We start from the raw sequence: 23,364 nt of genomic DNA, 5'->3' as shown, positions 1-23,364 counted from the left end.
TCCATGGCGACGCTCGCCCCCGGCACGTCCGCATCACCGCTTCCCGAGGGCGCACCCGTCCTCGGGGACGCCGAATTCGGTCGGGTCGCCCGGATCATGCAGGACGATGCGCGCATTCACCTGACCGAGGTGAAGAAGACGCTGGTCCATTCCAGGCTCAGCCGGCGGCTGCGCCTGCATGGGCTGGCGAGCTTCAAGGCGTATCTCGACCTGGTCGAAAGCAATACCGAAGAACGGCGCCAGATGGTTACTGCGCTGACCACCAACCACACGCATTTTTTCCGTGAAGATCATCATTTCGACCATCTTCGCGAACATCTGCTGCCCCGGCTGAAGTCCGATCCGAACCGTTCGCCGGTGCGGATCTGGTCCTCGGCATGTTCCAGCGGCGAGGAAGTCTACACGATCGCCATGTGCCTGCTCGGCGACGATCGTTCCAAGGCGCAATGGATGAACGGTCGCGATGTAAAATTGCTCGCGACTGATCTGTCCGAACCGGTCGTGAACGCGACGCGGGAAGCGCTGTACGCCGAATCGACCGTGGCACCGGTGCCGGCGGCATATCGCGATCTGTGGATGCGGCGCGAAGAGGGCGGGTATCGGATGGTGGAGGCGGCACGAGCACTCGTCACCGCGCGGGTACTCAACCTGTTCCATGAATGGCCGATGCGCATGCGCTACGATGCCATCTTCTGCCGCAACGTGATGATCTATTTTGACGACACGGCCAAGGCCGAACTGGAAGCAAAACTGGTGAACATGCTCAAACCCGAAGGTTTCCTGTATATCGGCCATTCGGAACGCCTGATCGGCCCCGCTGCCGAGAAGATGGTTTCGTGCGGGAACACTATCTATCGTCTCGCGGACGGTCGCTGATGCAGACCGTACGCACCCTGATCGTGGACGACAGCCCGTCGATCCGCGCAACCCTCGCCCATATCTTCAAATCCGATCCGGAGATTGAGGTCGTCGGCATGGCACCCGAGCCGCATACGGCGCGCGCCATGATCAAGGATCTCAATCCCGACGTCATTACGCTGGACGTGGAAATGCCGGGAATGGACGGCCTGTCCTTTCTCGAACGCATCATGCGTCTGCGCCCCATGCCGGTGGTCATGTGCTCCTCGCTCACTGCAGCGGGCGCCGAGGTCACGATCGAGGCGCTGCGTCTGGGCGCGGTGGATTGCATCGCCAAACCCGTGGGCGGCCCGGCGGAGCTCGCGGCAAGTGCGGCGCTGCTTTGCCGTACCGTCAAGAATGCCGCGCGTTCAAGCGCCCGGCCCCGGGTCACGACGACGCCGCCAATGGCCTCCGGTGAAAGCAGAAATACCCGCTTTCATGACATGGTGATCGCGATCGGCGCATCGACGGGCGGTGTGGAGGCACTGTTCCATGTGCTCTCCTCCTTTCCGGAGAACTGCCCGCCGACGCTGATCGTCCAGCATATGCCCGCGGCCTTCACCGCGAGCTTTGCCGACCGGCTGGATCGCAGCTGCCCGCCGAAAATCGTCGAAGCGAAACATGGTCAGCCGATCGCGCCCGGAACCGTCTATATTGCACCGGGAGGCACACATCACATGACGCTTCAGGGTGGCTATAACGGCCGTATCCGACTGATCGAGAGCGATCCGATCGGCGGTCATCGCCCTTCGGTGGATGCGCTGTTCCATTCCGTCGCGCAAAGCGGCGCGGCGTCGGTCGGCGCCATCCTGACCGGGATGGGTGCTGACGGAGCAGAGGGTCTGCTGGCGTTGCGTCAGGCGGGTGCCACAACCTTCGGCCAGTCACGCGAAAGCTGCGTGGTCTGGGGAATGCCACGCGCAGCTGCAGAGCTGGGCGGGGTACAACAAGAAATCAGCCTGTCCAGCATGGCTTCGACAATATTGTCGGCATGCCGCGGCGAGCATCGGGAGCGTTAAATGCCTGCTGCCTCTCAAATCAAGGTGATGGTCGTGGACGACCAGGCCAGTATGCGTGCGATGATCCGTCGCGCGCTCCAGGATTTCGGTTTCAAGGACGTGCGTGACAAGCCCACGGCCACCGAAGCCCTGCCCGCGATCAAGTCCGATCGCGTCCATCTGGTCATTTCCGACTATAACATGCCGGAAATGGACGGCCTCGCCTTCCTGGAAGCGGTCCGCAAGGACGAGGTCCTCGCCAAGACCGTATTCATCATGCTCACCGGTTCGTCCGACCGCGAGGTCGTTCAGAAGGCGGCTGCGCTGGGCGTGAACAACTATCTGGTCAAACCCTTCGCGCCTGCCGCGCTGAAGGAAAAGATCGAGCGCGTGTTCGGCGCCCTTACCTGAAGGAGGCCCAGTCGTTGCGTACCATTCCGATCATTCAGGGCGAACATGCCGTCGTTAACGAGGAGGGAGTCGTCATCTCGACGTTGCTGGGTTCCTGCATCGCGGTGTGCCTGCATGATGCGGAAAAGCGCATCGGCGGGATGAACCACTTCCTTCTGGGCGAACCCGGCCCCGATCAGAAGCTGAATGCATCGGAACTGCAGCGCTATGGCCTGCACGCGATGGAACTGCTCATCAACGCCACGATGAAGGCGGGCGCGCAGCGTCAGAATCTGCGCGCTCACCTGTATGGCGGCGCGAACATCATCGCCGGACTTGGCGGGATCGGCACAGCCAACGCCGCTTTCGCCAAGCGCTTCCTCGAAACCGAAGGGATCGCGATCGGCCATGTGGATACCGGCGGCAACCGCGCCCGAAAGGTCGAGTTCCGCCCCTATGATGGCAAGGTGCGTTCGCGCTGCGTCGCTGACGTCCCGCCGCCGCCGGTGCCTGAACGCAAGCCCGAGCATTGCGGCGAAATCGAGCTTTTCTGAGGGAAATTTTATCATGTCACAATCCTCCCCTCCCGACTGCGCCACCGGGCACCCCGAAGCGACCGACCGGCTGATCAGCGTTCTGCACAATGCGATCGCCGAAGAATTGCGTCATGCGCGGCTGATGATCGAGGAACTGGCAGCGCTGCTGATTACCGACGAGCATTTCGTGATGCGCTATGTCGACAAGCTGCAGACCTTCGATCTGCTCGCGCAATATGCCGAGGAAAATGCCGCTATTCTGGAACGGCTCGCCAATGGCCTGCCGTCGCAGGAAGCCATCGCCCCCGTGCGCCTAAGCGTGGTTCAGGATCGGCTGCGCGCGGCGCTTGCCCAGGGCAATTAAGGCATGGCCAGCCGCACACCCAATGAACGCCCGATCGTCATCCGTAAGGTCAAAAAGATTTCCGGAGGTCATCATGGCGGCGCGTGGAAGGTCGCATATGCCGACTTTGTGACGGCCATGATGGCGTTTTTCATGCTGCTCTGGCTGATCAGCAATCCGGACAAGGAAGTGCTGAAAGGGCTGGCCGAATATTTCACCCCGGTCACAGCGTCCGGCGACGGCGTGGGTACGGGCGGCTTTGCACGCGAATCCGATGCCGATGATGCGCGGCCGACCGGCGTTCCGGCAATGGAAGCGCAAAGCGCAGGCGTATCGCGCGGCGGCAGCGCAACGGTGCCCGATGCCTCGCTGCGCGTTCTCGCGCAGGAATTGCGCATCGTCCTCGACGCCCAGCCGACCAATCCGACGAACAAGACGAGCAAGATCGAGACCGATGACGATGCGCTGCGCATCACCCTGATGGACGGTCCGAAACTGCCGATGTTCAAACCCGCAACGGCACAGCTCAACGATTTCGCCTATCAGCGGCTGAAGCTGGTGGGAGAAAAACTCGCCAAATCCGGTGCGCGCCTGACGATCGAGGGACATACCGACGGGGTCGGCGGCGACAGCGCCGCGAACTGGGCATTGTCGGGCCAGCGTGCGCTTGCCGCGCGGCAGGCATTGCTCGACGGCGGGCTCACCCCCGATCGCATCGCAGGTGCAGTGGCGATGGGCGGCAGCCAGCCGCTCTATCCCGATCAGCCGAACCGTGCGGAAAACCGCCGGATCACCATTATCGTGAAGGGCGAGGCCCCTTCGCTTCCCACCGATGCGAGCTTTCGGTTCTGACGCCATGAAGAAATTCCTCCTCCCCTTGGCCCTCATCATCGCAGGGATCGGCGTCGGTGCAGGCAGCGGCTATGGTGCCGGTCTGGTGCTGGGCAGTCCCGACGATGCGCATGGGGCGCAAGAAGCGGTGAAGACCAGCTTCGTCCCCGTGCCCCATATGGTCGCGCCACTCGTCCTGCCCGACGGCCGCCTTTCGGGCTATATGGCGTTTGAGGTGCAGCTGGAGGTCCCCGAGAAGGATGTCGACAGCGTGACGCAGCGCATCCCCTTTGTGCAGCATGCGATCAACCTGCGCACGTATCGCACGCCGCTTGCCGCCGGTGTCGACGGGACGATCCCCGACATCGAAAAATTCCGGCAGGTTGTGGCCGATGCCGCAAAGGAAGCGCTTGGACAGGGCGTGGTCCAACGTGTAGCGGTGACCAAGGCAGTACCGGATTAAGGAGCGGCTACCATGTCGGTTGAACCTTTCAGTCCCCAGCCTTCCGAAGCGGCGAGCTTTTCTGTCGATCGGCGCGCGCCCGAAACGAAGCGGCTGGTCACCACGCTGCTCGTCGGACGGCTGCTGTTCGCCGGGACCGACGGGCTGTGCCGCGTACGCAATATTTCGACAGGTGGCGCGCGTATCGAAACGCCCGCAACGCTTGCTCCCGGCGATCCGGTACAGGTGGAACTGCGCGGCGACATCGTGCTCGCCGGACATGTCCGCTGGACCGGGCCGGGTGTGGTCGGCATGGAGTTTGTCCAGCCGATCGATACCGATGCGGTGCTGCACGGCGCGCAAAGCGATACCGACTGGCATCAGCGGATGCCGCGGATCACTACCCAGTGTCCGGTCACCGTCCGCCAGCACGGGCGGATCGTGCATGCCGATATGCTCGACATCAACCCGCGCGGCGCGCGGCTTGCCAATCTGCAATGGCCGCTGGCCGAGGGGTTGTTCACGCTGAACATCCCGCAGCTCGAGCCGGTCGAGGGCACAATACGCTGGTGCGATAACGACATGGCCGGAATACAATTCACCAAACCGATCCTGTATTCGGCGCTGGCGGAATGGCTGCAATCTTCTCCCACCCGCTTTGCCCTGCGATAAAATAAAGGCCCGGTGAGCATATCCCACCGGGCCTTTACCGAGGCGAAGCCGAGGAAAGAGATCAGCCGGTTCCGAAACTTCGGATCAGGCTGCCCGCAACCAGCGCCCAGCCGTCGACCAGCACGAAAAAGATGATCTTGCACGGCATGGATATCGTTGCCGGCGGCAGCATCATCATGCCCATCGCCATCAGCACTGCGGAAACGGCAAGATCGATCACCAGAAACGGCAGCAGCAGCAGGAAGCCGATTTCGAACGCACGGCGCAGTTCGGAAACCATGAAGGCGGGAACCAGAGTGCCGAGCGAAATGCTCTGCCGATCCTTTGCAGGCTTTTGCGCCAGATCGTTGAACATTTTGAGGTCATCCTCGCGCACTTGCTTCAGCATGAACTGTTTGAAAGGCGCGGAAGTGCGGTCGAACGCCACGCTCTCGTCAATCTGGCCCTGCGTATAGGGCTTCACGCCGGTGTCCCAGGCCTGTTGAAAGGTCGGGGCCATGACGAACAGCGACAGGAACATGGCAAGGCTGATGATGACCGGGTTCGGCGGGACGCCCTGCGCGCCGAGACCGGTACGCAGCAGCGACAGCGCGACGACGATCCGGGTAAAGGACGTCACCGTCATCAAAATGCCGGGCGCAAGGCTCAGCACCGTCAGCATCGCGACCAGACCGATCGCGCGGCTGCTCATCGATCCTTCGCCGCCGCCGCCCAGCGAAAGCGAGGCTTCCTGCGCCATCGCGACATGCGGGACCAGCAACCAGACGGTGCCGAGCACGCCAGCAAAAATGCGTTTCATCTATTTTCAGCCCAATGCAGGTTCGGCGCTCTCGGCGCGCGGCAGCAAATCGGAAAAGGCGCGGTGGCCATTAGGGTTGGCGGCGCTTTCGACCACCATATTGCCCTCAGGTGCCAGCAGGATCAGATGTTCGGCACCATCGCGACGGATAAGCGCCACCGCGCGCTTCTGATCGATCGGCAGCCGTTCGATCAGTTCGAGCCGGCGGCTGGCACGGTCGCCGCCACCCATATGCAACGGCAGCTTCAGATCATAGCGGCGAACCGCCCAGAGCGCGCCGGCAAGCCCGCCCAGTACCAGCGCCAGCGCGCCGAACATGCGGACAAGGTCAAGAAAACTCATATTGCCATCCCCTTGGGAAGGACTTCGGTGATTTCCACCGACATGCGCTCGCCCTCGACTAGAACCCGGCCTTTGGCGACCAGCGTGCCGTTGACGAAAATCTGCGTGGGGTCGTCCTGACCGCTGTCGAACGCGATCATCGCGCCGCGGCTCATCTTCAGGATCTGCCGGATCGGAAGCTGGGTCGAACCCAGTACGATCGACATATCGACCGATATATTTTCAAGTACGGACATGGCTGCACCTCCCTCTTGCGCAAATTTATAGGAGGAATTTTCCCATCTCCGGTCCGGGGTAGGAAAAACTTGCCTATGATTGTGGTGTCGGCGGCAATCCCTGCCCGCCGAAAAGGGGATGACGCATTCATGGACCTGAAAACCTCAGTTTCCGTTTCCGCGACAGGCTTGCGCGCTCAGGCGCTTCGCATGCGCGTGATCGCGGAAAATCTGGCGAACCAGGATTCCGTCGCCGATACGCCGGGCGGCACGCCCTATCGGCGCAAGGTCGCGACCTTCCACGCAGAACTCGACCGGGCGACCGGCGGGACCGGGGTGGAAGTGAAGAACGTGACCACTGACCGTTCGGACTTCACGCGTGTCTATCAGCCCGGCAACCCGGCTGCGGATGAAAAGGGCTATGTGCTGAAGCCGAATGTCAACGGTCTGGTCGAAGCCGCCGATATGCGGGCCGCGCAGCGTGCCTATGAAGCCAATCTGAGCGCCATCGAAGCTGCCAAGGGCATGACGATGCGCACCATTGATCTGTTGAAATAAGGAACCACCCAATGTCGATTGGAGCTTTGGACGCGGCCGGTGCGTACGGCCGTGCGGTCGGTCTTGCGCCTGTTTCGGGCGGCACCGGCGGTATCGCCGACAGCGGCAAGACCGAAGGGGCCGGCGGGTTCGGCCAGATGGTCGAATCCATGGTCGGCGACGCGGCGAGCAGCCTGAAAGGCGCGGAAGCCGCCTCGTCGAAGCAGGTTGCCGGCAAGGGCGACCTGATCGATGTCGTAACCGCGATGGGTGCGGCGGAACTGGCGCTGGACAAGGTGGTTGCGGTACGCGACCGCGTCGTCAACGCCTATTCCGAAATCATGCGCATGCAGATTTAGTCGGGCGATCGCATCATGGAAGCTGCAACCGCCATCGAACTGGCCCGCGCCGCGCTGGTCCTGACGCTCACCGTTGCCGGGCCGATGCTGTTCGGCGCGCTGATCACCGGCGTCGTGATCGGGTTGATGCAGGCGCTGACCCAGATTCAGGAACAGACGCTGACCTTCGTTCCCAAAATTCTGGTGATGGGCACGGTATTGCTCCTGTCGCTGCCGATGATCGGCAGCGCGCTGGGGCAGTTCATGACGCTGGTCAGCGACCATATCATTTCCGGACGCTGAGTTTTTCATCGCGATGACCGATTTCCCGATCTATGTGACCGCATTCCTCCTGCTGTTCGCGCGGGTGGGATCGGTCATCGCGCTGCTGCCGGTCTTTTCCGAAGACGGCATTCCGACGCAGATCCGCCTGCTTGCAGCGGGCGCGATGACGCTGGCGCTATGGGCGCTGCTTTCCGATCATGTGATGCCGATCGCGCGGCAGGGCGACGACGCCTTTATCGGCGCATTGTTCGCCGAGCTGATGGTCGGCCTGTCGCTCGGCCTCGTCATGCGGCTGATGTTTCAGGCGATCGCAATCGCCGGGTCGATCATCAGCCTGAATATCGGGCTTTCCATGGCGATGATGTTCGACCCCGCGCAATCGAGCCAGTCGGCGATCCTCTCACGCTTCGTCAGTGTCGCCGCCGCGGTGGTGTGCATGGCGATGCACGTCCATCATCTTTGGATCGGCGGCCTCATCAAATCCTATGGCATGTTCCCGGTCGGCATGCTGCCGAACGCAGCGGACTTCGCGCAGCTCGCCATCCGCGTGTCGGGCGATGCGCTGCTCCTCGGCCTGTCGCTCGCTGCGCCGGTGCTGGTCTATGCCATCGTGTTCAACGTGGTGCTGGGCCTTGCCGCACGCATCTCGCCCGCCATTCAGGTCTTTTTCATTGCCCAGCCGCTCAACCTGCTGCTCGGCATCACCATCATTGCCGGCGTGCTCGGCACCGTGTTGATCGCCTTTGCCAATGCCCAGGCGGCGTGGCTGAACGGCGCGTGGGGCTAAGCCGATGGCCGAAGAACCCGATAAGGACCAGAAAACAGAAGCCCCGACCGAAAAGCGGCTGGAGGATGCGCGCAAGAAGGGCGATATTGCGTCCGCGCCGGAGGTCCGCCACGCCGCGATGTTCACCGGGCTGCTGGTGTCGATCGGCTGGCTGGCGGTATATCTGTTCAATAATCTGGCGCAGAAGATGGCAGCTCTGTGGGACAATGCCGAGACTTTCTCGCTGACCCCCGACACCGCGCAGTCGGTAATGACCCTGCTTTTCTCGACGATTGCGATGACGCTGCTGCCGCTGTTGGCGACGATGGTCGCATTCGCGATCGTCGGCGGCCTGTTGCAGGGGCGTCCTGCTTTGTCCTGGTCGCGACTGGCGCCGAAATGGTCCAAACTCTCGCCCGTATCGGGCGCGAAACGCATCTTCGGCATGCGCGCCTTTGTCGAATTCGGCAAGACGCTGGCCAAGCTGATCGCGGTCGTGACCGTGGGCTATATCGTGGTCATCCCGTTCGTCCCGGGTTTCAGCGCGATGGTCGGACTCGATCCGGTCGGCATTGCCGCGCTGACCCATCGGATCATCATCACCGTATTTCGCGCGGTCGCGCTGCTGGTCGGCGCAATCGCGATATTCGACCTTTTCTATCAACGACACAGCTGGCTGAAAAAGCTGCGCATGTCGCGTCAGGAAGTGAAGGACGAGTTCAAGGATCAGGAAGGCGATCCGCATATCAAGGCGAAGATCCGTCAGATCGGCATGCAGCGCTCGCGCCGCCGGATGATGGCCGCTGTGCCGCAGGCCAGCGTGGTCATCACCAATCCGACGCACTTCGCCGTCGCGCTGAAATATGACCATGGCACCATGGCAGCGCCGGTGGTGGTGGCGAAGGGAACCGATGAGGTGGCACTGCGCATCCGTTCGGTCGCGACCGATGCAGGCGTACCGCTGGTCGAAAACCGCCCGCTTGCCCGCGCGCTGCATGCCAGCGCAGAAATCGACCGGCCGATCCCGGTCGAACATTATGCCGCGGTCGCGGAAATCATCAGCTATGTGATGAAGCTGGCGCGCGAAAACTGATCGCGCGGCAGGTGCGATGAGCAGGCGCATCGTCGGCCCGTCCCTCCACACCCCGTAAAATACTCAGACGAAGCGTTCGTGCCGTGCGAGTTCGACCTTCACGCGCAGTTCGACGTCGCGGGCAAGCGACTGCAATTGCGGGCTGTCGGGCAGGCTGAACTCCTCCGCCCATTGCGCCAGCTCCTCCAGCACCTGCGGTTCGGGCGGACCGCCAAGGCTCGCCTGATGCAGCCGTTCCAGAAGCGATACGCCGCGATCGACTCGCTTTGCCTCGCGCTTGCGGATCTGCTGCGGCGTTTCGTTCAGCGCGGCAGCTGCGATCATCACCTGTACCGATGTCGCCGCCTGAAGCGAGGGCGCGGGCGGCGGTGTTGCGGCGACGTCCATACGCGGTGCCGCACCGCCGGGAAGGCGAAAGGATGCGTCCGGTTTCGACAGTGCGTTCAGCACCGTCTGTATCGGCAACGGCAGTCCTTCGATCCGCATATGCTCTATCTTCCTTTGACCGGCAGGACCGCAGGCCTCTCCATCTCTCTATAAGACAAAAGAATAGTTATCGGAGCGTTGCAGAGGGGTTTATGCGCCGGATACTCACATTACTGGCGATCGGAGCGATCGGGCTGACACCGCTCAGCGCGCTCGCCCGCCCTGCCAGCCATCGTATCAAGGATATTGTCGATATCGAGAATGTCCGGTCGAACCAGCTGGTCGGCTATGGTCTCGTGGTCGGCCTTGCCGGTACCGGCGACCGTATCCGCAATGCGCCCTTCACCGAGGAATCGATGCAGGCCATGCTCGAACGCATGGGCGTCAACGTTCGCGGCACGCAGATGAAGACGCAGAATGTCGCTGCCGTTTCGATCACCGCCACCATGCCCGCCTTTGCGCGGGCCGGTTCGCGTATTGACGTGACAGTATCGGCGCTGGGCGATTCCACCAGCCTGCAGGGCGGAACGCTGATCGCTTCCTCGCTCCGCGCGCTGGACGGACAGATTTACGCCGTGGCGCAGGGCCCGCTCGCCGTGTCGGGATTTCAGGCACGCGGCGCGGCGGCCAGCATCACACGCGGCGTATCCACCTCGGGCCGGATCGCCGACGGCGCGATCATCGAACGCGAAGTGCCCTATGCGCTTCGTTCCGCCCAGACGCTGAAGCTCGCGCTGAAAAACCCCGATTTCACCACCGCCAACATGATCGCCGCCGCGATCAACGGCCGGTTCACCGGCACCGCGAAGGTGCTCGACCCGGCAACGGTCGAAATCGGGCCGGGCAGCGGTTTTCAGGGGTCGGTCGTCGACCTGATGGCGATGGTCGAAAATCTCCCCGTTTCGGTCGATCAGCCTGCGCGCATCGTCATCAACGAAGCATCGGGCACCGTCGTGATGGGCGCCGATGTCCGCATCAGCCCGGTCGCGATCGCGCAAGGGGGCCTGACGATCAGCGTCACCGAAACGCCGATGGTTTCGCAGCCCGGCCCCTTTTCGAACGGTCAGACGACCACCGTGCCGCGTACGTCGATCGGCGTGGATGACGGCAGCGGTGCCTCGCTGGGCACGCTGGGCGGCGAAACCTCGCTTGCCTCGCTCGTCACCGGGCTCAACGCGCTGGGGGTAAGCCCGCGCGATCTCATCACCATCCTTCAGGCGATCAAGAGCGCCGGCGCGCTCCAGGCCGATATCGAGGTACAATGACCGATCCCGTCACATCGCTAAGCGCCGCCGCGCTTCCCGCGCGGCAGGCGCCCAACCCCAGGGATGCGAAGACCGCACGCGATTTCGAAGCAGTGTTCGTCGGCCAGATGACGAAACTGATGATGGAAAGCGTTCAGCAAGGCGATTTTTCCGGCGGTCATGCCGAGGAAATGTTCCGCGGCGTGCTGGCCGAGAAAATGGGTGAAGCGATCACCGATCGCGGCGGACTGGGCCTTGCCCCCGCCGTGCTGGATCAGATTATCAGGATGCAGGGAGGTTCCTCAAATGGCCGCTGAGTTGCTCGACCTGATGCAGGCAATGGCGCGCATCACCGAACAGGAAACCGAACTTCTGTACGAACATGCGCCGCGCGCGGAGATTGAGGAGGTCGTGCGCGACAAAATCCGCCTCGCCGCCGCGCTCGACGCGCAGCTTGCGCGGATGGAACGCGAAAATCCCAAGTGGCGGGCCGAGATCGATCCGGAACTGCGCGTCGAACTGGCCGAGGCCGCCGAGCGCATGGCGAACAGCGCCAAAGCGAACGGCATCGCGCTGGAACGCAAGATCGCCTTTGCCGAGGACCTGATCCTCGCCATCGAACAGGATACGCGTCGGCGGCGCGGGTCGACATCTGCGTCGTACGGCGCGGGGGGCATGATGCAGCGCGCCGATCTTCCCAGCCCGATCGCCATCAATACCCAGCTATGATCGCGTTTCACCCCCGAAACGACCCTTTTTGGCCGATGAACCGTGCGCGAAGCGCGCCGTATCGGGGAACCGTTCGGTGATTTTCGCGCACGATCTGCTATAAGCAGGGGTAACGAAAAAGGGGGACAAAGTCGGGGGACATTGTCCATGAATACAGAAAATATCGATGCGCGCTCGCGGCGGGCATTTCTTCGTTCGGGGTTGACGCTTGGTTCCGCCATGGTGCTGGGAAGCTGCGCGCGCTCCGTGATGACCGAACAGAGCGCGGCCACCGGGCCTGCGATCGATCCGCATTTTCCCAAAGCGCCCGCGCCGGCCGCAGTGGAACCGGTCGTCGCAAAGGCGCCGGTCGCGCCTGCCGGGGTTCGCCCCGAACTGTTCCAGCGCGCGCTCGCTTCGCTCGACCGTCATGGCAGCGCGATCGCGAAGCGCGACGTCATCGCAATCGCCGATTTCACGCCCTTTTCGGCCAAGCCGCGGCTTCAGGTCATCAATCTGGAAGACGGATCGATGCATGAAGTGCTGGTGTCGCACGGCAGCGGGTCCGACCCGTCGCACAGCGGTTATCTGCACCGCTTTTCGAACGTGCCCAATTCGAACTCGACCAGTGAGGGGGCCTATGTCACCTCAAACTATTATGTCGGCAAGCACGGCAAGTCGCAGCGGCTCGACGGGCTCGACCCGACGAACAACAATGCCCGTGCGCGTGCCATCGTCATTCACGGCGCATGGTATGCCAACGCCGATATGATCGAAAAGCACGGCATGCTGGGCCGCAGCCAAGGCTGTTTCGCGGTGGGTGAGACGCATCGCGATCCCCTGTTCGCGATGCTCGGCGAAGGCCGGATGCTGTTCGCGGGCAAGGTCTGATCGAAGTTGTTGCGGGGGCCGCCGAGCCCCCTATTTTCGGGGCATGACTGAAACGCTCAGCCCCGCAATTCCCGATTCCATCGAACGCGCCGCGCATGATGTGCTGGAAGCCGCATGTGACAAGGACCTGACGCTCGCCGTCGCGGAAAGCTGCACCGGCGGGCTGCTCGCCTCGCTGCTGACCGATGTCGAAGGGGTCAGCCACGCCTTTGAACGCGGCTTCGTCGTGTATAGCAAGGCGGCGAAATGCGAATTGCTCAACATCGCCCCCGAACAGATCGACCGCTGCGGCGCGGTGAGCGCTGCGGTGGCAAAGGCAATGGCGGACGGCGCGCTGGCCGCATCAGGCGCGGATATCGCGCTCGCCGTGACCGGCTTTGCCGGGCCAGGCGGTCCCGAGGATGAACCCGGTCTCGTCTATCTCGGCTGTGCGCGGTCGGGCGCGGAAACCGTGACGCGCGAAGAACATTATGGAGATATCGGTCGCGGTCCGACCCGAATACGCGCTATCGGCACTGCACTGGAAATGCTGAGACAGGCGATCGGATGACCAACCACCCCTTTTTCGCTGCGCATACTCACGGTTTCGTGCGGGTCGGCGCCTGTACGCCGGTCGCGACGGTCGGCGACACCATCGCCAATGCCGATGCCGCGATCGCGCTGGCGAAACAGGGGGACGAAGCGGGGGCGGACCTGCTGGTCTTTCCCGAACTCAACCTGTCTTCCTATGCGATCGACGATCTCCATCTGCAGGACGCGCTGTGCGATGCGAGCGAGGCAGCGCTGGCCCGGGTGGCGGAGGCGAGCGAGACGCTCTCCCCGGCCCTGCTGATGGGCGTGGCGCTCCGCCGCAACGGACGACTGTATAATTGCGCGGTGGCGATTTCGCGCGGGCGGGTTCTCGGCGTGGTGCCGAAAAGCCACCTCCCCAATTATCGCGAATATTATGAAAAACGCTGGTTCGCGCCCGGCGCCGGGCTGACCGGGCTGGAGATCGAGGTGGCGGGCCAGCGCGCGCCGTTCGGCACCGACCTGATCTTCGCGGCGAGCGACCTGCCCGATTTCGCCTTCCATGCCGAGATTTGCGAGGATTATTGGGCAGCGATCCCGCCCTCGACCTATGGCGCGCTGGCCGGCGCGACGATCCTCACCAATCTTTCCGCTTCCAATATCGTGATCGGCAAGGGTCGCGACCGGACGATGCTTGCCGCCGCGCATTCGGCGCGCGCCGTCGCCGCCTATGTCTATTCCGCCGCCGGGCCGGGGGAGAGCACGACCGACCTTGCCTGGGACGGTCAGGGGATGATCCACGAGCTGGGCGAACCGCTTGCCATGTCAGGCCGGTTCGACCTTGCGAGCGAAATCGTGCTGGCCGATGTCGATGTCGCGCGCATCCGGCTTGAACGGATGCGGATGGGGACGTTCAACGATGCCGCCGTCGCCGCGGGCCATCCGGAAACGCGCTTTCGCCGGGTGCCGTTCGAACACCGTCCTGCGCGGAGCGATATGGGCCTGATGCGCGCCGTCCGCCGCTTCCCCTTCGTTCCCAACACGCCCGAAAAGCTCGACGAGGATTGCTACGAAGCCTTTAACATCCAGGTCGAGGGGCTGCGCAAGCGGATCGTCGCGTCGGGCGTGAAGCGGATCGTGATCGGCGTGTCCGGCGGCCTTGATTCCACCCATGCGCTGATCGTCGCGGCAAAGGCGTTCGACCGGATGGGCCGGAACAGGAAGGACATATTGGGCTTCACCATGCCGGGCTTCGCGACCAGCGATGCGACAAAGGACAATGCCTGGGCGCTGATGAACGCGCTGGGCGTTACCGGCGCAGAAATCGACATCCGCCCCGCCGCGACGCGAATGCTCGAGGATATGGGACACCCCTTCGCTTCAGGCGAACCCGTGCATGACGTGACGTTCGAAAATGTTCAGGCGGGGCTGCGCACCGATTATCTCTTCCGCCTCGCCAATCAGCGCGAAGCCATGGTGCTCGGTACCGGCGACCTTTCGGAGCTGGCGCTCGGATGGTGCACCTATGGCGTCGGCGACCAGATGAGCCATTATGCGGTCAATAGCGGCGTTCCCAAGACGCTGATCCAGTTTCTTATCGGCTGGTGTATCGCATCGGGCCAGTATGACGATGCGACGCACGATATTCTGCGCGCGATCCTGAATACCGACATTTCCCCCGAACTGGTGCCTGCCGGGGAGGATGGCGAGATTCAGAAGACCGAGGAGAAGATCGGCCCCTATGCGCTGAACGATTTCTTCGCGCATCACATCATCCGTTTCGGGATGAAGCCGTCAAAGGTCGCGTTCCTTGCCTGGCATGCCTGGCACGATGCGGAGGCGGGCCGCTGGCCCGTGGATTTTCCCGATCATCTGCGCCGCGCATATGCGCTGGAAGAAATCGCGAAATGGCTGCGCTCCTTTTTGTGGCGCTTCTTTCAGACGAGCCAGTTCAAACGCTCGGCCCTACCCAACGGGCCGAAGGTGTCGGGCGGCGGTGCGCTCTCCCCGCGCGGCGACTGGCGCGCGCCGTCGGACGGCACCGCGCGGGTGTGGATCGACGAGCTGGAAGCAGCGCTGCCGGAAGCGTGAGCTGCGTCACCCCCGGCGGGGGCCGGGATTGAACAGGCGGCCGTCATCGCGAGAAGCGAAGCGACGAAGCGATCCACCGATCCACGCGCCGCTATGGATTGCCGCGCCCCTACGGGGCTCGCAATGACGATGGTTAGCTCAGCGCCCGCTATTCCTTGCCCAGCACCTGTTTCAGCTTGTTCGTCCATTCGGTGCTTTCAATCTCACGCAGCAGCGACTGGTTGATCGGTTCGCGGATCGCACTGTCCTGCGGCAGGGCAAAGGCATAATCCTGCCGCCCGAACGTGCCGGGCACCAGCCGCAGCCCCTTACCCGCTGCGCCCTCGCGCATCAGATAGGCGAGCAGCGGGCGGTCATAGACGAACGCGTCGATCCGGCCGTCGCGCACCGCGTTCAGACCATCCGCGATCGACTTTTCATTTTCGAAACCCAGCCCGCGATCGTCGAGCCATTCCTCCGCCGCCGATCCCCGGATCGACCCGATCGTAGCGCCTGTCAGGTCGTCGGGGCCGGTGATCCGCCCGGCCAGCCGCCCTTCGGTCAGCGAGGATGCGATCATGCCGGTGAAGGTCGAAATGATGATGATCGCGCCGAACATCCATACCAGCGCCAGGATCTTGCCCGCCGCGCTGCGCGGTGCCTTGTCGCCATAGCCGACCGTGGTCATCGTAACGGCGGAAAACCACATGCCCGATGCGATGCCCTTTGCGGTGCCGCCGCCGAACTCCGCTTCATTGTGCCGCCGCTCAGCCAGCCAGAAGAGCAGGCCGATCACCGCCAGCAGGCCGAGCAGCGCGAGCACTGCCTGCAAAAAGCTCCAGGTGAAGAAGTTGCGCAGCAGCAGGAACCAGCTGGGCGGCGCCTTTCCCACCACGATCCCGAAGCCGGTGCTCTGAAACGGATGGGTGAAATCAACCTTCGCCTCACGCTGCGGCGTTACGGTCAGTGCGCCGACGCTCATGTCGTAGCGGCCATCGGCGACGCCATCGACCATGCCCTTCAGATCGGTTTCGACCAGCCGGTATTCGATGTCGCGATCGCGCGCGATATCGCGCCACAGATCGATGGCGAGGCCGTGCCACTGCCCGTCATCGCCCTTGATGACGAAGGGCGGCGCGGGACGGGTCGCGACGGTCATAACCTTTTGTTGCGGCGCGGGCTGCTGCGCCTGAACCGGGAAGGCCGCCACAGCGGTGAGGAGAACGAGCGCCGACAGAAACAGCCGACGGAGCGGGCGAGTGAGCCTTTCCATCATGGCGGCGAGTATCACGTCCCGCCGCGCCGCTGTAAAGCCGTGCAGGATCAGGTGCTTGCGCTGAATTCCGCCACCAGCTCATAGCGGTTGCCGGGATAGAGCTGACGCAAGCGCGCCACCGCCTGACCCGCACGCCAGGTCGATCGCTCCATCGACAGACAGGCGGTATAGAGCGGCACGTCGAGCAGGGCGACATCGTCGACATCGGCCTCCACTGCGCGAATGCGGTGCCGGGCATCGGTCCAGGGAATTCGCTCATGCAACCAGTCGGCGGGTGAAATCCGCTGAAACGGCGCGCTTAGCGCATGCGGAACCGTGGCAAGCGACACGGTAAGATATTCGAGTGCGAGCGGCACATCGTTGCTCAGATGCACCCCGGTGACGAACAGCACCATGCCCGGCATATCGCCCGCGCCGCGCATCTTGCGCATACGCACCAGTTTCCAGCGATAGCGCTCGCCGCGTTCGGCGGCGATCTTCGCAGGGTCGGGCACGTCGAGCGCGGCGGATTGCTCCTGCTGCCGCGCGACGAACGATCCTGCCCGGCGGCGGCGGTGGATCAGCCCGGCATGCGCGAGCTTCTCCATCGCCTTGCTGACCGTCGCCCGCGCGCAGCCATATTGCCGCACGAGTTCATGTTCGAACGGAATGCGCGTCCCCGGCGGCCATTCGCCCGAACGAATGCGCGCTTCGATATCGCCGCGTATGCGCTGGTCCAGCGTCAGATCGTCGTCCATGCGCGTATCGGCCCCTGTTTGCGGAACCGCCTGACACGCCGGGGCTGGTGCCCCGTTCGGCAGGCGGATATGTGTCGCAACATCTGCCGGTCATTATGACTAGACATAATCGAATTACAAGATTGCGAAGCACATGGATCTGAAACTGCTGACCCTCACCCCCGGCAAGGTCGGGCTTGCCGACTGGCGCGCAATCTATCGCGGCGCCCGTGCACGGCTCGATCCTGCCTGCGACGCGGCAGTAGCAAGGGGTGCGGAGGCGATCGAGCGCATCCTTGCGCGGGGCGAGCCGGTTTACGGCATCAATACCGGCTTCGGAAAACTGGCGAGCGTGCGCATTGCCGATGACGAACTCGCGGTGCTTCAGCGCAATATCGTGCTTAGCCATGCCGCCGGGGTAGGCGAACCCATGCCGGGTGCGATCGTGCGGCTGATGATGGCGCTGAAGCTGGTGAGCCTTGGCCGCGGCGCGTCGGGCATCCGGCCGGACACGCTGGCGCTGCTCGGCGCGATGCTGGAACAGGGATTGCTGCCCGTCATCCCGGCGCAGGGGTCGGTCGGCGCGAGCGGCGATCTTGCTCCGTTAAGCCATATGGCCGCCGCGATGATCGGCACGGGCGAGATCATGGTCGGGGGCAAGATCATGCCCGCGGCCGAGGCATTGCAGAGCGCAGGCCTGTCTCCTGTCGAGCTTGGCCCGAAGGAAGGGCTGGCGCTGCTTAACGGCACGCAATTTTCGACCGCCTACGCGCTCGCCGGACTGTTCGAGGCGGAAACCGCCTTCCGCGCAGCACTCGTCACCGGCGCGCTGTCGACCGAAGCGGCGAAGGGCACCGATGCGCCGTTCGATCCGCGCATCCATGCGCTGCGCCCGCATCCCGGCCAGATCGCGGTCGCCGATGCGCTGCGCACGCTGATGAACGGATCAGCGATCCGCGCCAGCCACCGCGTCGATGATCCGCGCGTGCAGGACCCCTATTGCCTGCGCTGCCAGCCGCAGGTCATGGGCGCTGCCTTCGATGTGCTCACCAATGCCGCACGTACGCTGGAGATTGAGGCGGACAGCGTGTCCGACAATCCGCTGATCTTCGCCGATACGCTGGAGGCGCTGTCGGGCGGCAATTTCCATGCTGAGCCGGTCGCCTTTGCCGCCGATATGATCGCGATGGCGATCTGCGAGATCGGGTCGATTGCCGAACGCCGCGTGGCGATGCTGGTCGATCCGGCTTTGTCCAACCTGCCCGCGTTTCTCACGCCCCGCCCCGGCCTCAATTCAGGCTTCATGATCCCGCAGGTCACGGCAGCGGCGCTGGTTTCCGAGAATAAGCAGCTCGCCCATCCGGCAAGCGTCGATTCCATCCCGACCTCCGCCAATCAGGAAGATCATGTATCGATGGCGGCGCATGGCGCGCGGCGGCTGGGGCGGATGGCGGAGAATCTGCATTCGGTGCTCAGCATCGAATTGCTCGCGGCGGCGCAGGGGTGCGATTTCCATGCGCCGCTGACCTCGTCCGAAGCGCTGGAGGCAGTGCGGGCGCAACTGCGCGCGCTGGTGCCGACGCTGAAAGACGACCGCCATTTCCACCCTGACATCGCGGTGGCGGCCGGACTTGTCCGGTCGGGTGCGCTCGGCGAAGCGGTACAGGTGACGCTGCCCGCGCTCGCCTGACCCGGTCAGCGCTTGCGCGGCGGTGCGGTGGATTCGCGCTCGATCAGCCCGGCGGGTACCACTGCCGTCCGGTCGAGCGTCTCCTTCGTTTTACGATCCTCGATAATCGCTTCGACCGCGCGCGCGGTCACTTCGGCGATCGGCTGCGCCACGGCGGTGAGCGCGGGCGTGCCGAAGCGGACCAGCGGCGTATCGTCGAAGCTGATCAGCGACAAGTCATCGGGGATCGACACCCCCTGTTCGCGTGCGACCGCCATCACGCCAAGCGCGGTCTGCTCATTGCTCGCGATGATCGCGGTTACCGGGTCCGGCGCTCCCAGCAGCGCCAGCGCCGCCCGCCGCCCGGATTCGAAACTGAAATCGCTGTCCTCGCACAATCCGGCGTCCGACAGTCCGGCCGCACGCATCGCGCTGCGCCAGCCATCGACGCGCCATGCGCTCAGTTCATATTCGGGCGATCCGGCGATGAAGCCGATCCGGCGATGCCCCAGCCCGATCAGATGCTCGCTCGCCAGCCGCGCGGCGCGTTCGTCATCCATCGTGAAGCGCAGTCCCGGACCACCGCTAAGCGAGCCGATCCGCGCCACGCTGATCCCATGATCGTGAAGCAGTTCGATCACCCGCTGATTCTGCGAATGCGGCGGGGTGAGAATAACGCCGTCGGGTTGCAGCGCGGCGATCGCGCCAAGCAATTCGCGCTCGATATGGTCGCTATGCGTGTCGATCAGCTCGACGATCAGGCGATAGCCATGTTCGGCGCAGGTCAGCATACCGCCCAGCAGCATCTGATCGACCCAGTCCGTACCCTCGCGCTTGCGCCAGTCGGCGATGGTACGCTCACGATCGTTGAGCGCCATGATAAGATAGGAGCGCGACCCGCTCATCCGCTGCGCAGCGATCGAGGGAACATAGCCCAGCTTCTCGATCGACGCCTGCACCCGCTCGCGCATGGCGGGGCGGACATTCGGCTCCTTGTTGATCACCCGACTGACCGTTTGCAGCGACACGCCCGCATCGGCGGCGACATGTTTGATCGTCACGGTTTGTTTGCGGCGCGCCATGGTATCGATCAGGCGGTAGTATCAGCCGCGCAATAACGCGCGATATAATCGGTATGCGAAGGCAGCGAGGCCACGGTTCGTGCCACATCCTGACGCAGGCCCGACAGCAACCGGTCCAGTTCGGCCTCGCCCAGTTTCGCGGCGATCGGATGATAGCGCTGCGGCACGATCCCCTGCCCCATCATCACCTGCACCCAGCTGTTTTCCGCGAACAACTCCTCGTTGCGGCGGAAAACCCGCCCGGTTTCTCGGAAGAGTTCGATTTTTTGGGCAAGGCTGTCGGGAATCTCCATCGCCGCGCAATGCCGCCAGAACGCGCTGTCGCGCCGCTCGGTCGCTTTATAGTGCAGGATCAGAAAGTCGCGGATCTGCTCCATATCGAGCAATTGCTGATCGTTGAATTCGGCAATGTCGCGCTCGCTGATGACGCCGCCGGCGGGCATCATTCGAATGAGCCGCAGGATCGCGCGCTGGATCAGATGGATGCTGGTCGATTCCAGCGGCTCCATGAACCCGCCCGACAGGCCGATTGCGACGCAATTACGATGCCATTGCCGCCGCCGCGCGCCGGTGGTGAAGCGCAGGAAATTGGGCGAGGTGATCGCCGCGCCCTCCAGATTGCCCTCGATCCGCGCGAGCGCGTCGTCGCGCGACAGATAGCGGCTGCAATAAACCAGCCCGTTTCCCGTGCGGTGCTGCAACGGAATGCGCCATTGCCAGCCCGCATCATGCGCCATGGCGCGGGTAAAAGGCGGCGCGGGCCGGCCGCTTTCAGTCTGAATCGCGATTGCAGAGTCGCACGGCAGCCAGTGCGTCCAGTCCTCGAACCCGGCATGGAGCGCGCCGTCGATCAGCAGCGCGCGAAACCCCGTGCAATCGATGAACAGATCGCCCTCGATCCGCTCGCCCGATTCGAGCTTCAGCGCTGCGATATCGCCGCTCGCCCCGTCTAGCTCGACCTCGGCGATCCTGCCCTCGACCCGGCGCGCGCCATTCTGTTCGGCAAGGCGGCGCAGGAAGCGGCCATAAGCAGTCGCATCGAGCTGAAAGGCATAGTTCAGCCGATTATCGGGCAGATGCGCGAATTTCTCTTCGCGCGCGGCGACCAGTTCGAGGCAGTAATCGTCATAGGGCTGGTGATGCCCCTTTTCGCGGCCATGCAGCCAGAAATGCTGAAACCCGGCCGTCCAGTGATCGCGCCCGGTAATCCCGAAGGAATGGAAATAGCGGTCGTCCGCCGCTCCCGTTCGCCAGCCTTCGAACCAGATGCCCAGTTTGAACGTGGCATTGGTCGCGGCCATGAAATCGGCCTCTTTGACGCCGATCACGCGGTTGAAGGTGGCAAGCGGCGGGATGGTCGATTCTCCCACGCCCACCGTGCCGATTGCATCCGATTCGACGAGCGTCAGATCGACCGTCTCGCCCATATTATGCGCGATGGCCGCCGCCGCCATCCAGCCCGCAGTGCCGCCGCCCGCGATCACGATCCGCTGCACCGGCTTCACTGGTTGAGCTGCCGAAGGAGGAAGCCGCGAATATGTTCGGCGCTTTGCGGGGTCAGCGGCGCGAGCACGCTGCGCGCGTCTTCGGGGATATGGGCGAAGTCCTCGTCACGGTTGCGGAACACATAATGGTCGAACAGATCACGCCAATGCTCCTTCTCCGCCTGAGGCAGGTCGCGGATCGCCATCAGTGCGAGGTTGAGCGCGTTCTGCGGCTGTCCCAGCCAGCGAGGCGTGTCGCGCCACCAGAAATTGACGAGGATGTTGAAGCGCGACAGCCCCTCGACATGGTGCCACCACATGGAGGGAATATGGAGCGCATCGCCCGGCTCCATCTCCGCCACCAGCGCATGATCGAGCGCCTCGCGGAATTTTGGAAAGCGCTCGAAATCCGGTGCATGGAAATCCACCATGCTGATTGCGCGGCCTGCGGGCGTATTGTCGATCGGGCCGGGATAGAGGTTGCGGAACTGATCGGGCGGGAAGAGCGTGAAGCGCCGCTGCCCCGCCGCCACACACGCCAGATTGTCGGGAAAATCATTATGCGCGGCGATGCGTGTCGGGGTGCCGATCCAGATGCCGTCGAGCGTCTTTCGCCCCGCAAGGTCGATGCTGTTCGCCTCAGCCAGTCCTTCAAAGAAGCGGTGCATATCGGTCGAGGCGATATAAAGCGGATGCGCATCGGGCTTCCCCTCCTCCGCCTCCATCCGCGCGAAGATTTCGGGAAGCTTTGCGCGCAGCGTGCGGAAGTTCATCCCCATCGCCTCGTCATAAAACATCCGCCCGTTCGATCCCGACTCTCCGGTCGAAACGGTGAAGTCCATGTCTCGGGCATGATCGAGCAGATAGCGCCGTGCTTCGCCCGGCGACCGGTTGGCAGCTGCAACGAGCGGCCAGTCGGAAACCAGATCGCGAACGACGAACGGCCGGTCAGCCTCACGAAGCGCAGCGTCAAGTTCGCTCGCGTCGGCGACCTGCCGTTCCTCTACCGGCTGAAGCGCGGCGAAGATACCGGGGTCTGCCTCAGCCACCGCCCTGCCTGGCATTTTTGCGCCGGATCAGATCGTCGAAATTGGACATGGACGCGATCGCCATGAAGATCGGCATCAAATGGCCCGCGCCATGCAGATCGCCCAGCGCGGCGGCATCGAGCGCCTGTACCCGATCCTCATTGATCGTGTGGAATCCGATCAGGCGATTGGTCGAACCGTCACTGAGCGGGATTTCCACCGCCAGCGGTTCGAGCAGATCATAGCGGCGCAGCGCAGCGATGAAGTCGCCCATGCGCGCATAGCCGGTATCGAGCTGTCCCAGTTGCTCGATCACCCGCTCCAGATAGGCAGTCGGCTGGTTCGCATCGTCGAAGATCGCGATGCCCTCCGGTCCCGACGCAATGCGCGGGCTCGCCATGTCGATATGTACCTGCCGCTCCTCAGATTCCGGCGACGGGCGTCCGATCAGGAACGGCTGAATATCCATCGCCAGCGGGCGATAGCGCGCTTCCCACCGATCACCGTTCAGGAACAGATTTTCACCGTCCTGAAACCCGAACAATGCCATGGCGGCAAAGCTGTCGCGCTCCGGATTCAGGCGAAACAGGATCGGATATTCATTCTGCACCCGGCGGAATTCCTCCGCCACGGTGACGCAGCACATCACCGCATCGCCAAATACGGCACCCCGACCGGCATGCACCTTCAGTTTGCCGTGCGATTGGGGAGTGACTGGCTGATGATCGGACATGAACTACGCGTTGACCCTTTTGAAAAGTAAACCCGCCAGG

30 protein-coding genes are annotated in these 23,364 nt (G+C 63.4%); 20 read left to right on the top strand and 10 right to left on the bottom strand.

Annotated elements, in window-relative coordinates:
* Positions 1-3: 3 nt before the first annotated feature.
* The 8 genes from EV664_RS12205 to EV664_RS12170 are packed head-to-tail and all read left to right on the top strand — an operon-like array spanning position 4 to position 5,112.
* On the top strand, positions 4-876 hold the full coding sequence (locus tag EV664_RS12205) for a CheR family methyltransferase (RefSeq protein WP_133495998.1): 873 nt from the start codon (positions 4-6) through the stop codon (positions 874-876).
* On the top strand, positions 876-1,919 hold the full coding sequence (locus EV664_RS12200; RefSeq protein WP_133495997.1) for a protein-glutamate methylesterase/protein-glutamine glutaminase: 1,044 nt from the start codon (positions 876-878) through the stop codon (positions 1,917-1,919). The genes EV664_RS12205 and EV664_RS12200 overlap by 1 nt, the downstream gene beginning before the upstream one ends.
* Positions 1,920-2,309, top strand: a complete 390-nt coding sequence (locus EV664_RS12195; RefSeq protein ID WP_188656420.1) for a response regulator — start codon at positions 1,920-1,922, stop codon at positions 2,307-2,309. It abuts the gene before it with no gap.
* A 14-nt stretch (positions 2,310-2,323) separates the two neighbouring features.
* Positions 2,324-2,842 (top strand): chemotaxis protein CheD, encoded by a 519-nt coding sequence (locus tag EV664_RS12190; protein WP_133495996.1) that lies wholly within the window; start codon positions 2,324-2,326, stop codon positions 2,840-2,842.
* Between the two features lie 13 nt (positions 2,843-2,855).
* Entirely contained in the window at positions 2,856-3,188 is a 333-nt protein-coding gene (locus EV664_RS12185; RefSeq protein ID WP_229668246.1) for a hypothetical protein, read from the top strand.
* 3 nt (positions 3,189-3,191) lie between these two features.
* The gene (locus tag EV664_RS12180) at positions 3,192-4,019 is read left to right on the top strand and encodes a flagellar motor protein MotB (RefSeq protein WP_133495995.1); all 828 of its coding nucleotides are present in this window, start codon (positions 3,192-3,194) and stop codon (positions 4,017-4,019) included.
* A gap of 25 nt (positions 4,020-4,044) precedes the next feature.
* Positions 4,045-4,461, top strand: coding sequence for a hypothetical protein (locus EV664_RS12175; RefSeq protein WP_244923131.1), 417 nt, complete (start codon positions 4,045-4,047; stop codon positions 4,459-4,461).
* A gap of 12 nt (positions 4,462-4,473) precedes the next feature.
* Entirely contained in the window at positions 4,474-5,112 is a 639-nt protein-coding gene (locus EV664_RS12170) for a PilZ domain-containing protein (RefSeq protein ID WP_133495993.1), read from the top strand.
* 61 nt (positions 5,113-5,173) lie between these two features.
* Here the strand turns inward: EV664_RS12170 and fliP are convergent, their stop codons facing one another.
* The 3 genes from fliP to EV664_RS12155 are packed head-to-tail and all read right to left on the bottom strand — an operon-like array spanning position 5,174 to position 6,489.
* Entirely contained in the window at positions 5,174-5,911 is a 738-nt protein-coding gene (fliP, locus tag EV664_RS12165; protein ID WP_133495992.1) for a flagellar type III secretion system pore protein FliP, read from the bottom strand.
* A 6-nt stretch (positions 5,912-5,917) separates the two neighbouring features.
* On the bottom strand, positions 5,918-6,253 hold the full coding sequence (locus EV664_RS12160) for a FliO/MopB family protein (protein ID WP_133495991.1): 336 nt from the start codon (positions 6,251-6,253) through the stop codon (positions 5,918-5,920).
* The gene (locus tag EV664_RS12155) at positions 6,250-6,489 is read right to left on the bottom strand and encodes a FliM/FliN family flagellar motor switch protein (RefSeq protein ID WP_133495990.1); all 240 of its coding nucleotides are present in this window, start codon (positions 6,487-6,489) and stop codon (positions 6,250-6,252) included. The genes EV664_RS12160 and EV664_RS12155 overlap by 4 nt, the downstream gene beginning before the upstream one ends.
* A 129-nt stretch (positions 6,490-6,618) precedes the next feature.
* Between EV664_RS12155 and flgC the strand changes: the two genes are divergently transcribed.
* From flgC to flhB, 5 genes are read left to right on the top strand one after another with little or no spacing between them, the layout of a single operon-like run.
* Positions 6,619-7,026: a flagellar basal body rod protein FlgC gene (flgC, locus tag EV664_RS12150; RefSeq protein WP_133495989.1), complete on the top strand. Its 408-nt coding sequence runs from the start codon at positions 6,619-6,621 to the stop codon at positions 7,024-7,026.
* A gap of 11 nt (positions 7,027-7,037) precedes the next feature.
* Positions 7,038-7,364, top strand: a complete 327-nt coding sequence (fliE, locus tag EV664_RS12145; RefSeq protein WP_133495988.1) for a flagellar hook-basal body complex protein FliE — start codon at positions 7,038-7,040, stop codon at positions 7,362-7,364.
* 15 nt (positions 7,365-7,379) lie between these two features.
* Complete coding sequence (locus EV664_RS12140) at positions 7,380-7,646, top strand: flagellar biosynthetic protein FliQ (protein ID WP_133495987.1); 267 nt, start codon at positions 7,380-7,382, stop codon at positions 7,644-7,646.
* A gap of 13 nt (positions 7,647-7,659) precedes the next feature.
* On the top strand, positions 7,660-8,415 hold the full coding sequence (fliR, locus tag EV664_RS12135) for a flagellar biosynthetic protein FliR (RefSeq protein ID WP_133495986.1): 756 nt from the start codon (positions 7,660-7,662) through the stop codon (positions 8,413-8,415).
* Positions 8,416-8,419: 4 nt separating this feature from the next.
* Entirely contained in the window at positions 8,420-9,487 is a 1,068-nt protein-coding gene (flhB, locus tag EV664_RS12130; protein WP_133495985.1) for a flagellar biosynthesis protein FlhB, read from the top strand.
* A 63-nt stretch (positions 9,488-9,550) separates the two neighbouring features.
* Here the strand turns inward: flhB and EV664_RS12125 are convergent, their stop codons facing one another.
* Positions 9,551-9,973: a flagellar assembly protein FliX gene (locus tag EV664_RS12125; RefSeq protein WP_133495984.1), complete on the bottom strand. Its 423-nt coding sequence runs from the start codon at positions 9,971-9,973 to the stop codon at positions 9,551-9,553.
* A 92-nt stretch (positions 9,974-10,065) separates the two neighbouring features.
* On the opposite strand from EV664_RS12125, the gene EV664_RS12120 reads away from it, so the two are divergent.
* The 6 genes from EV664_RS12120 to EV664_RS12095 all read left to right on the top strand — a co-directional run bounded on the left by EV664_RS12120 (position 10,066) and on the right by EV664_RS12095 (position 15,357).
* Positions 10,066-11,178, top strand: coding sequence for a flagellar basal body P-ring protein FlgI (locus EV664_RS12120; protein WP_133495983.1), 1,113 nt, complete (start codon positions 10,066-10,068; stop codon positions 11,176-11,178).
* The gene (locus EV664_RS12115) at positions 11,175-11,474 is read left to right on the top strand and encodes a rod-binding protein (RefSeq protein ID WP_133495982.1); all 300 of its coding nucleotides are present in this window, start codon (positions 11,175-11,177) and stop codon (positions 11,472-11,474) included. Before EV664_RS12120 ends, EV664_RS12115 begins: the two co-directional genes overlap by 4 nt.
* A complete protein-coding gene (locus EV664_RS12110; RefSeq protein ID WP_133495981.1) occupies positions 11,464-11,886 on the top strand; it encodes a hypothetical protein in 423 nt (140 codons plus the stop codon). The genes EV664_RS12115 and EV664_RS12110 overlap by 11 nt, the downstream gene beginning before the upstream one ends.
* A 147-nt stretch (positions 11,887-12,033) precedes the next feature.
* The gene (locus EV664_RS12105) at positions 12,034-12,756 is read left to right on the top strand and encodes a murein L,D-transpeptidase catalytic domain family protein (protein ID WP_133495980.1); all 723 of its coding nucleotides are present in this window, start codon (positions 12,034-12,036) and stop codon (positions 12,754-12,756) included.
* Positions 12,757-12,799: 43 nt separating this feature from the next.
* Positions 12,800-13,306, top strand: a complete 507-nt coding sequence (locus EV664_RS12100; RefSeq protein WP_133495979.1) for a CinA family protein — start codon at positions 12,800-12,802, stop codon at positions 13,304-13,306.
* The gene (locus EV664_RS12095; RefSeq protein WP_133495978.1) at positions 13,303-15,357 is read left to right on the top strand and encodes an NAD(+) synthase; all 2,055 of its coding nucleotides are present in this window, start codon (positions 13,303-13,305) and stop codon (positions 15,355-15,357) included. The genes EV664_RS12100 and EV664_RS12095 overlap by 4 nt, the downstream gene beginning before the upstream one ends.
* A gap of 148 nt (positions 15,358-15,505) precedes the next feature.
* Here the strand turns inward: EV664_RS12095 and EV664_RS12090 are convergent, their stop codons facing one another.
* The gene (locus EV664_RS12090; RefSeq protein ID WP_133495977.1) at positions 15,506-16,612 is read right to left on the bottom strand and encodes a transporter substrate-binding domain-containing protein; all 1,107 of its coding nucleotides are present in this window, start codon (positions 16,610-16,612) and stop codon (positions 15,506-15,508) included.
* A gap of 47 nt (positions 16,613-16,659) precedes the next feature.
* Positions 16,660-17,349: a histidine utilization transcriptional repressor HutC gene (locus EV664_RS12085; RefSeq protein ID WP_211338504.1), complete on the bottom strand. Its 690-nt coding sequence runs from the start codon at positions 17,347-17,349 to the stop codon at positions 16,660-16,662.
* A 133-nt stretch (positions 17,350-17,482) separates the two neighbouring features.
* Here EV664_RS12085 and hutH point away from each other — a divergent pair, with 133 nt between their 5' ends.
* Positions 17,483-19,018 (top strand): histidine ammonia-lyase, encoded by a 1,536-nt coding sequence (hutH, locus tag EV664_RS12080; protein WP_133495976.1) that lies wholly within the window; start codon positions 17,483-17,485, stop codon positions 19,016-19,018.
* A 5-nt stretch (positions 19,019-19,023) separates the two neighbouring features.
* Here the strand turns inward: hutH and EV664_RS12075 are convergent, their stop codons facing one another.
* From EV664_RS12075 to EV664_RS12060, 4 genes are read right to left on the bottom strand one after another with little or no spacing between them, the layout of a single operon-like run.
* A complete protein-coding gene (locus EV664_RS12075) occupies positions 19,024-20,079 on the bottom strand; it encodes a LacI family DNA-binding transcriptional regulator (protein ID WP_133495975.1) in 1,056 nt (351 codons plus the stop codon).
* An 8-nt stretch (positions 20,080-20,087) separates the two neighbouring features.
* On the bottom strand, positions 20,088-21,533 hold the full coding sequence (locus tag EV664_RS12070) for a tryptophan halogenase family protein (RefSeq protein ID WP_229668257.1): 1,446 nt from the start codon (positions 21,531-21,533) through the stop codon (positions 20,088-20,090).
* A gap of 47 nt (positions 21,534-21,580) precedes the next feature.
* Complete coding sequence (locus tag EV664_RS12065; protein ID WP_133495973.1) at positions 21,581-22,612, bottom strand: cupin-like domain-containing protein; 1,032 nt, start codon at positions 22,610-22,612, stop codon at positions 21,581-21,583.
* A complete protein-coding gene (locus tag EV664_RS12060) occupies positions 22,605-23,324 on the bottom strand; it encodes a SapC family protein (RefSeq protein ID WP_133495972.1) in 720 nt (239 codons plus the stop codon). Before EV664_RS12060 ends, EV664_RS12065 begins: the two co-directional genes overlap by 8 nt.
* Between the last annotated feature and the right edge of the window lie 40 nt (positions 23,325-23,364).

Source organism: Stakelama pacifica (assembly GCF_004361835.1).
Taxonomy (GTDB): Bacteria; Pseudomonadota; Alphaproteobacteria; order Sphingomonadales; family Sphingomonadaceae; genus Sphingomonas; species Sphingomonas pacifica.
This window is presented reverse-complemented; position numbering and strand designations above follow the sequence as displayed.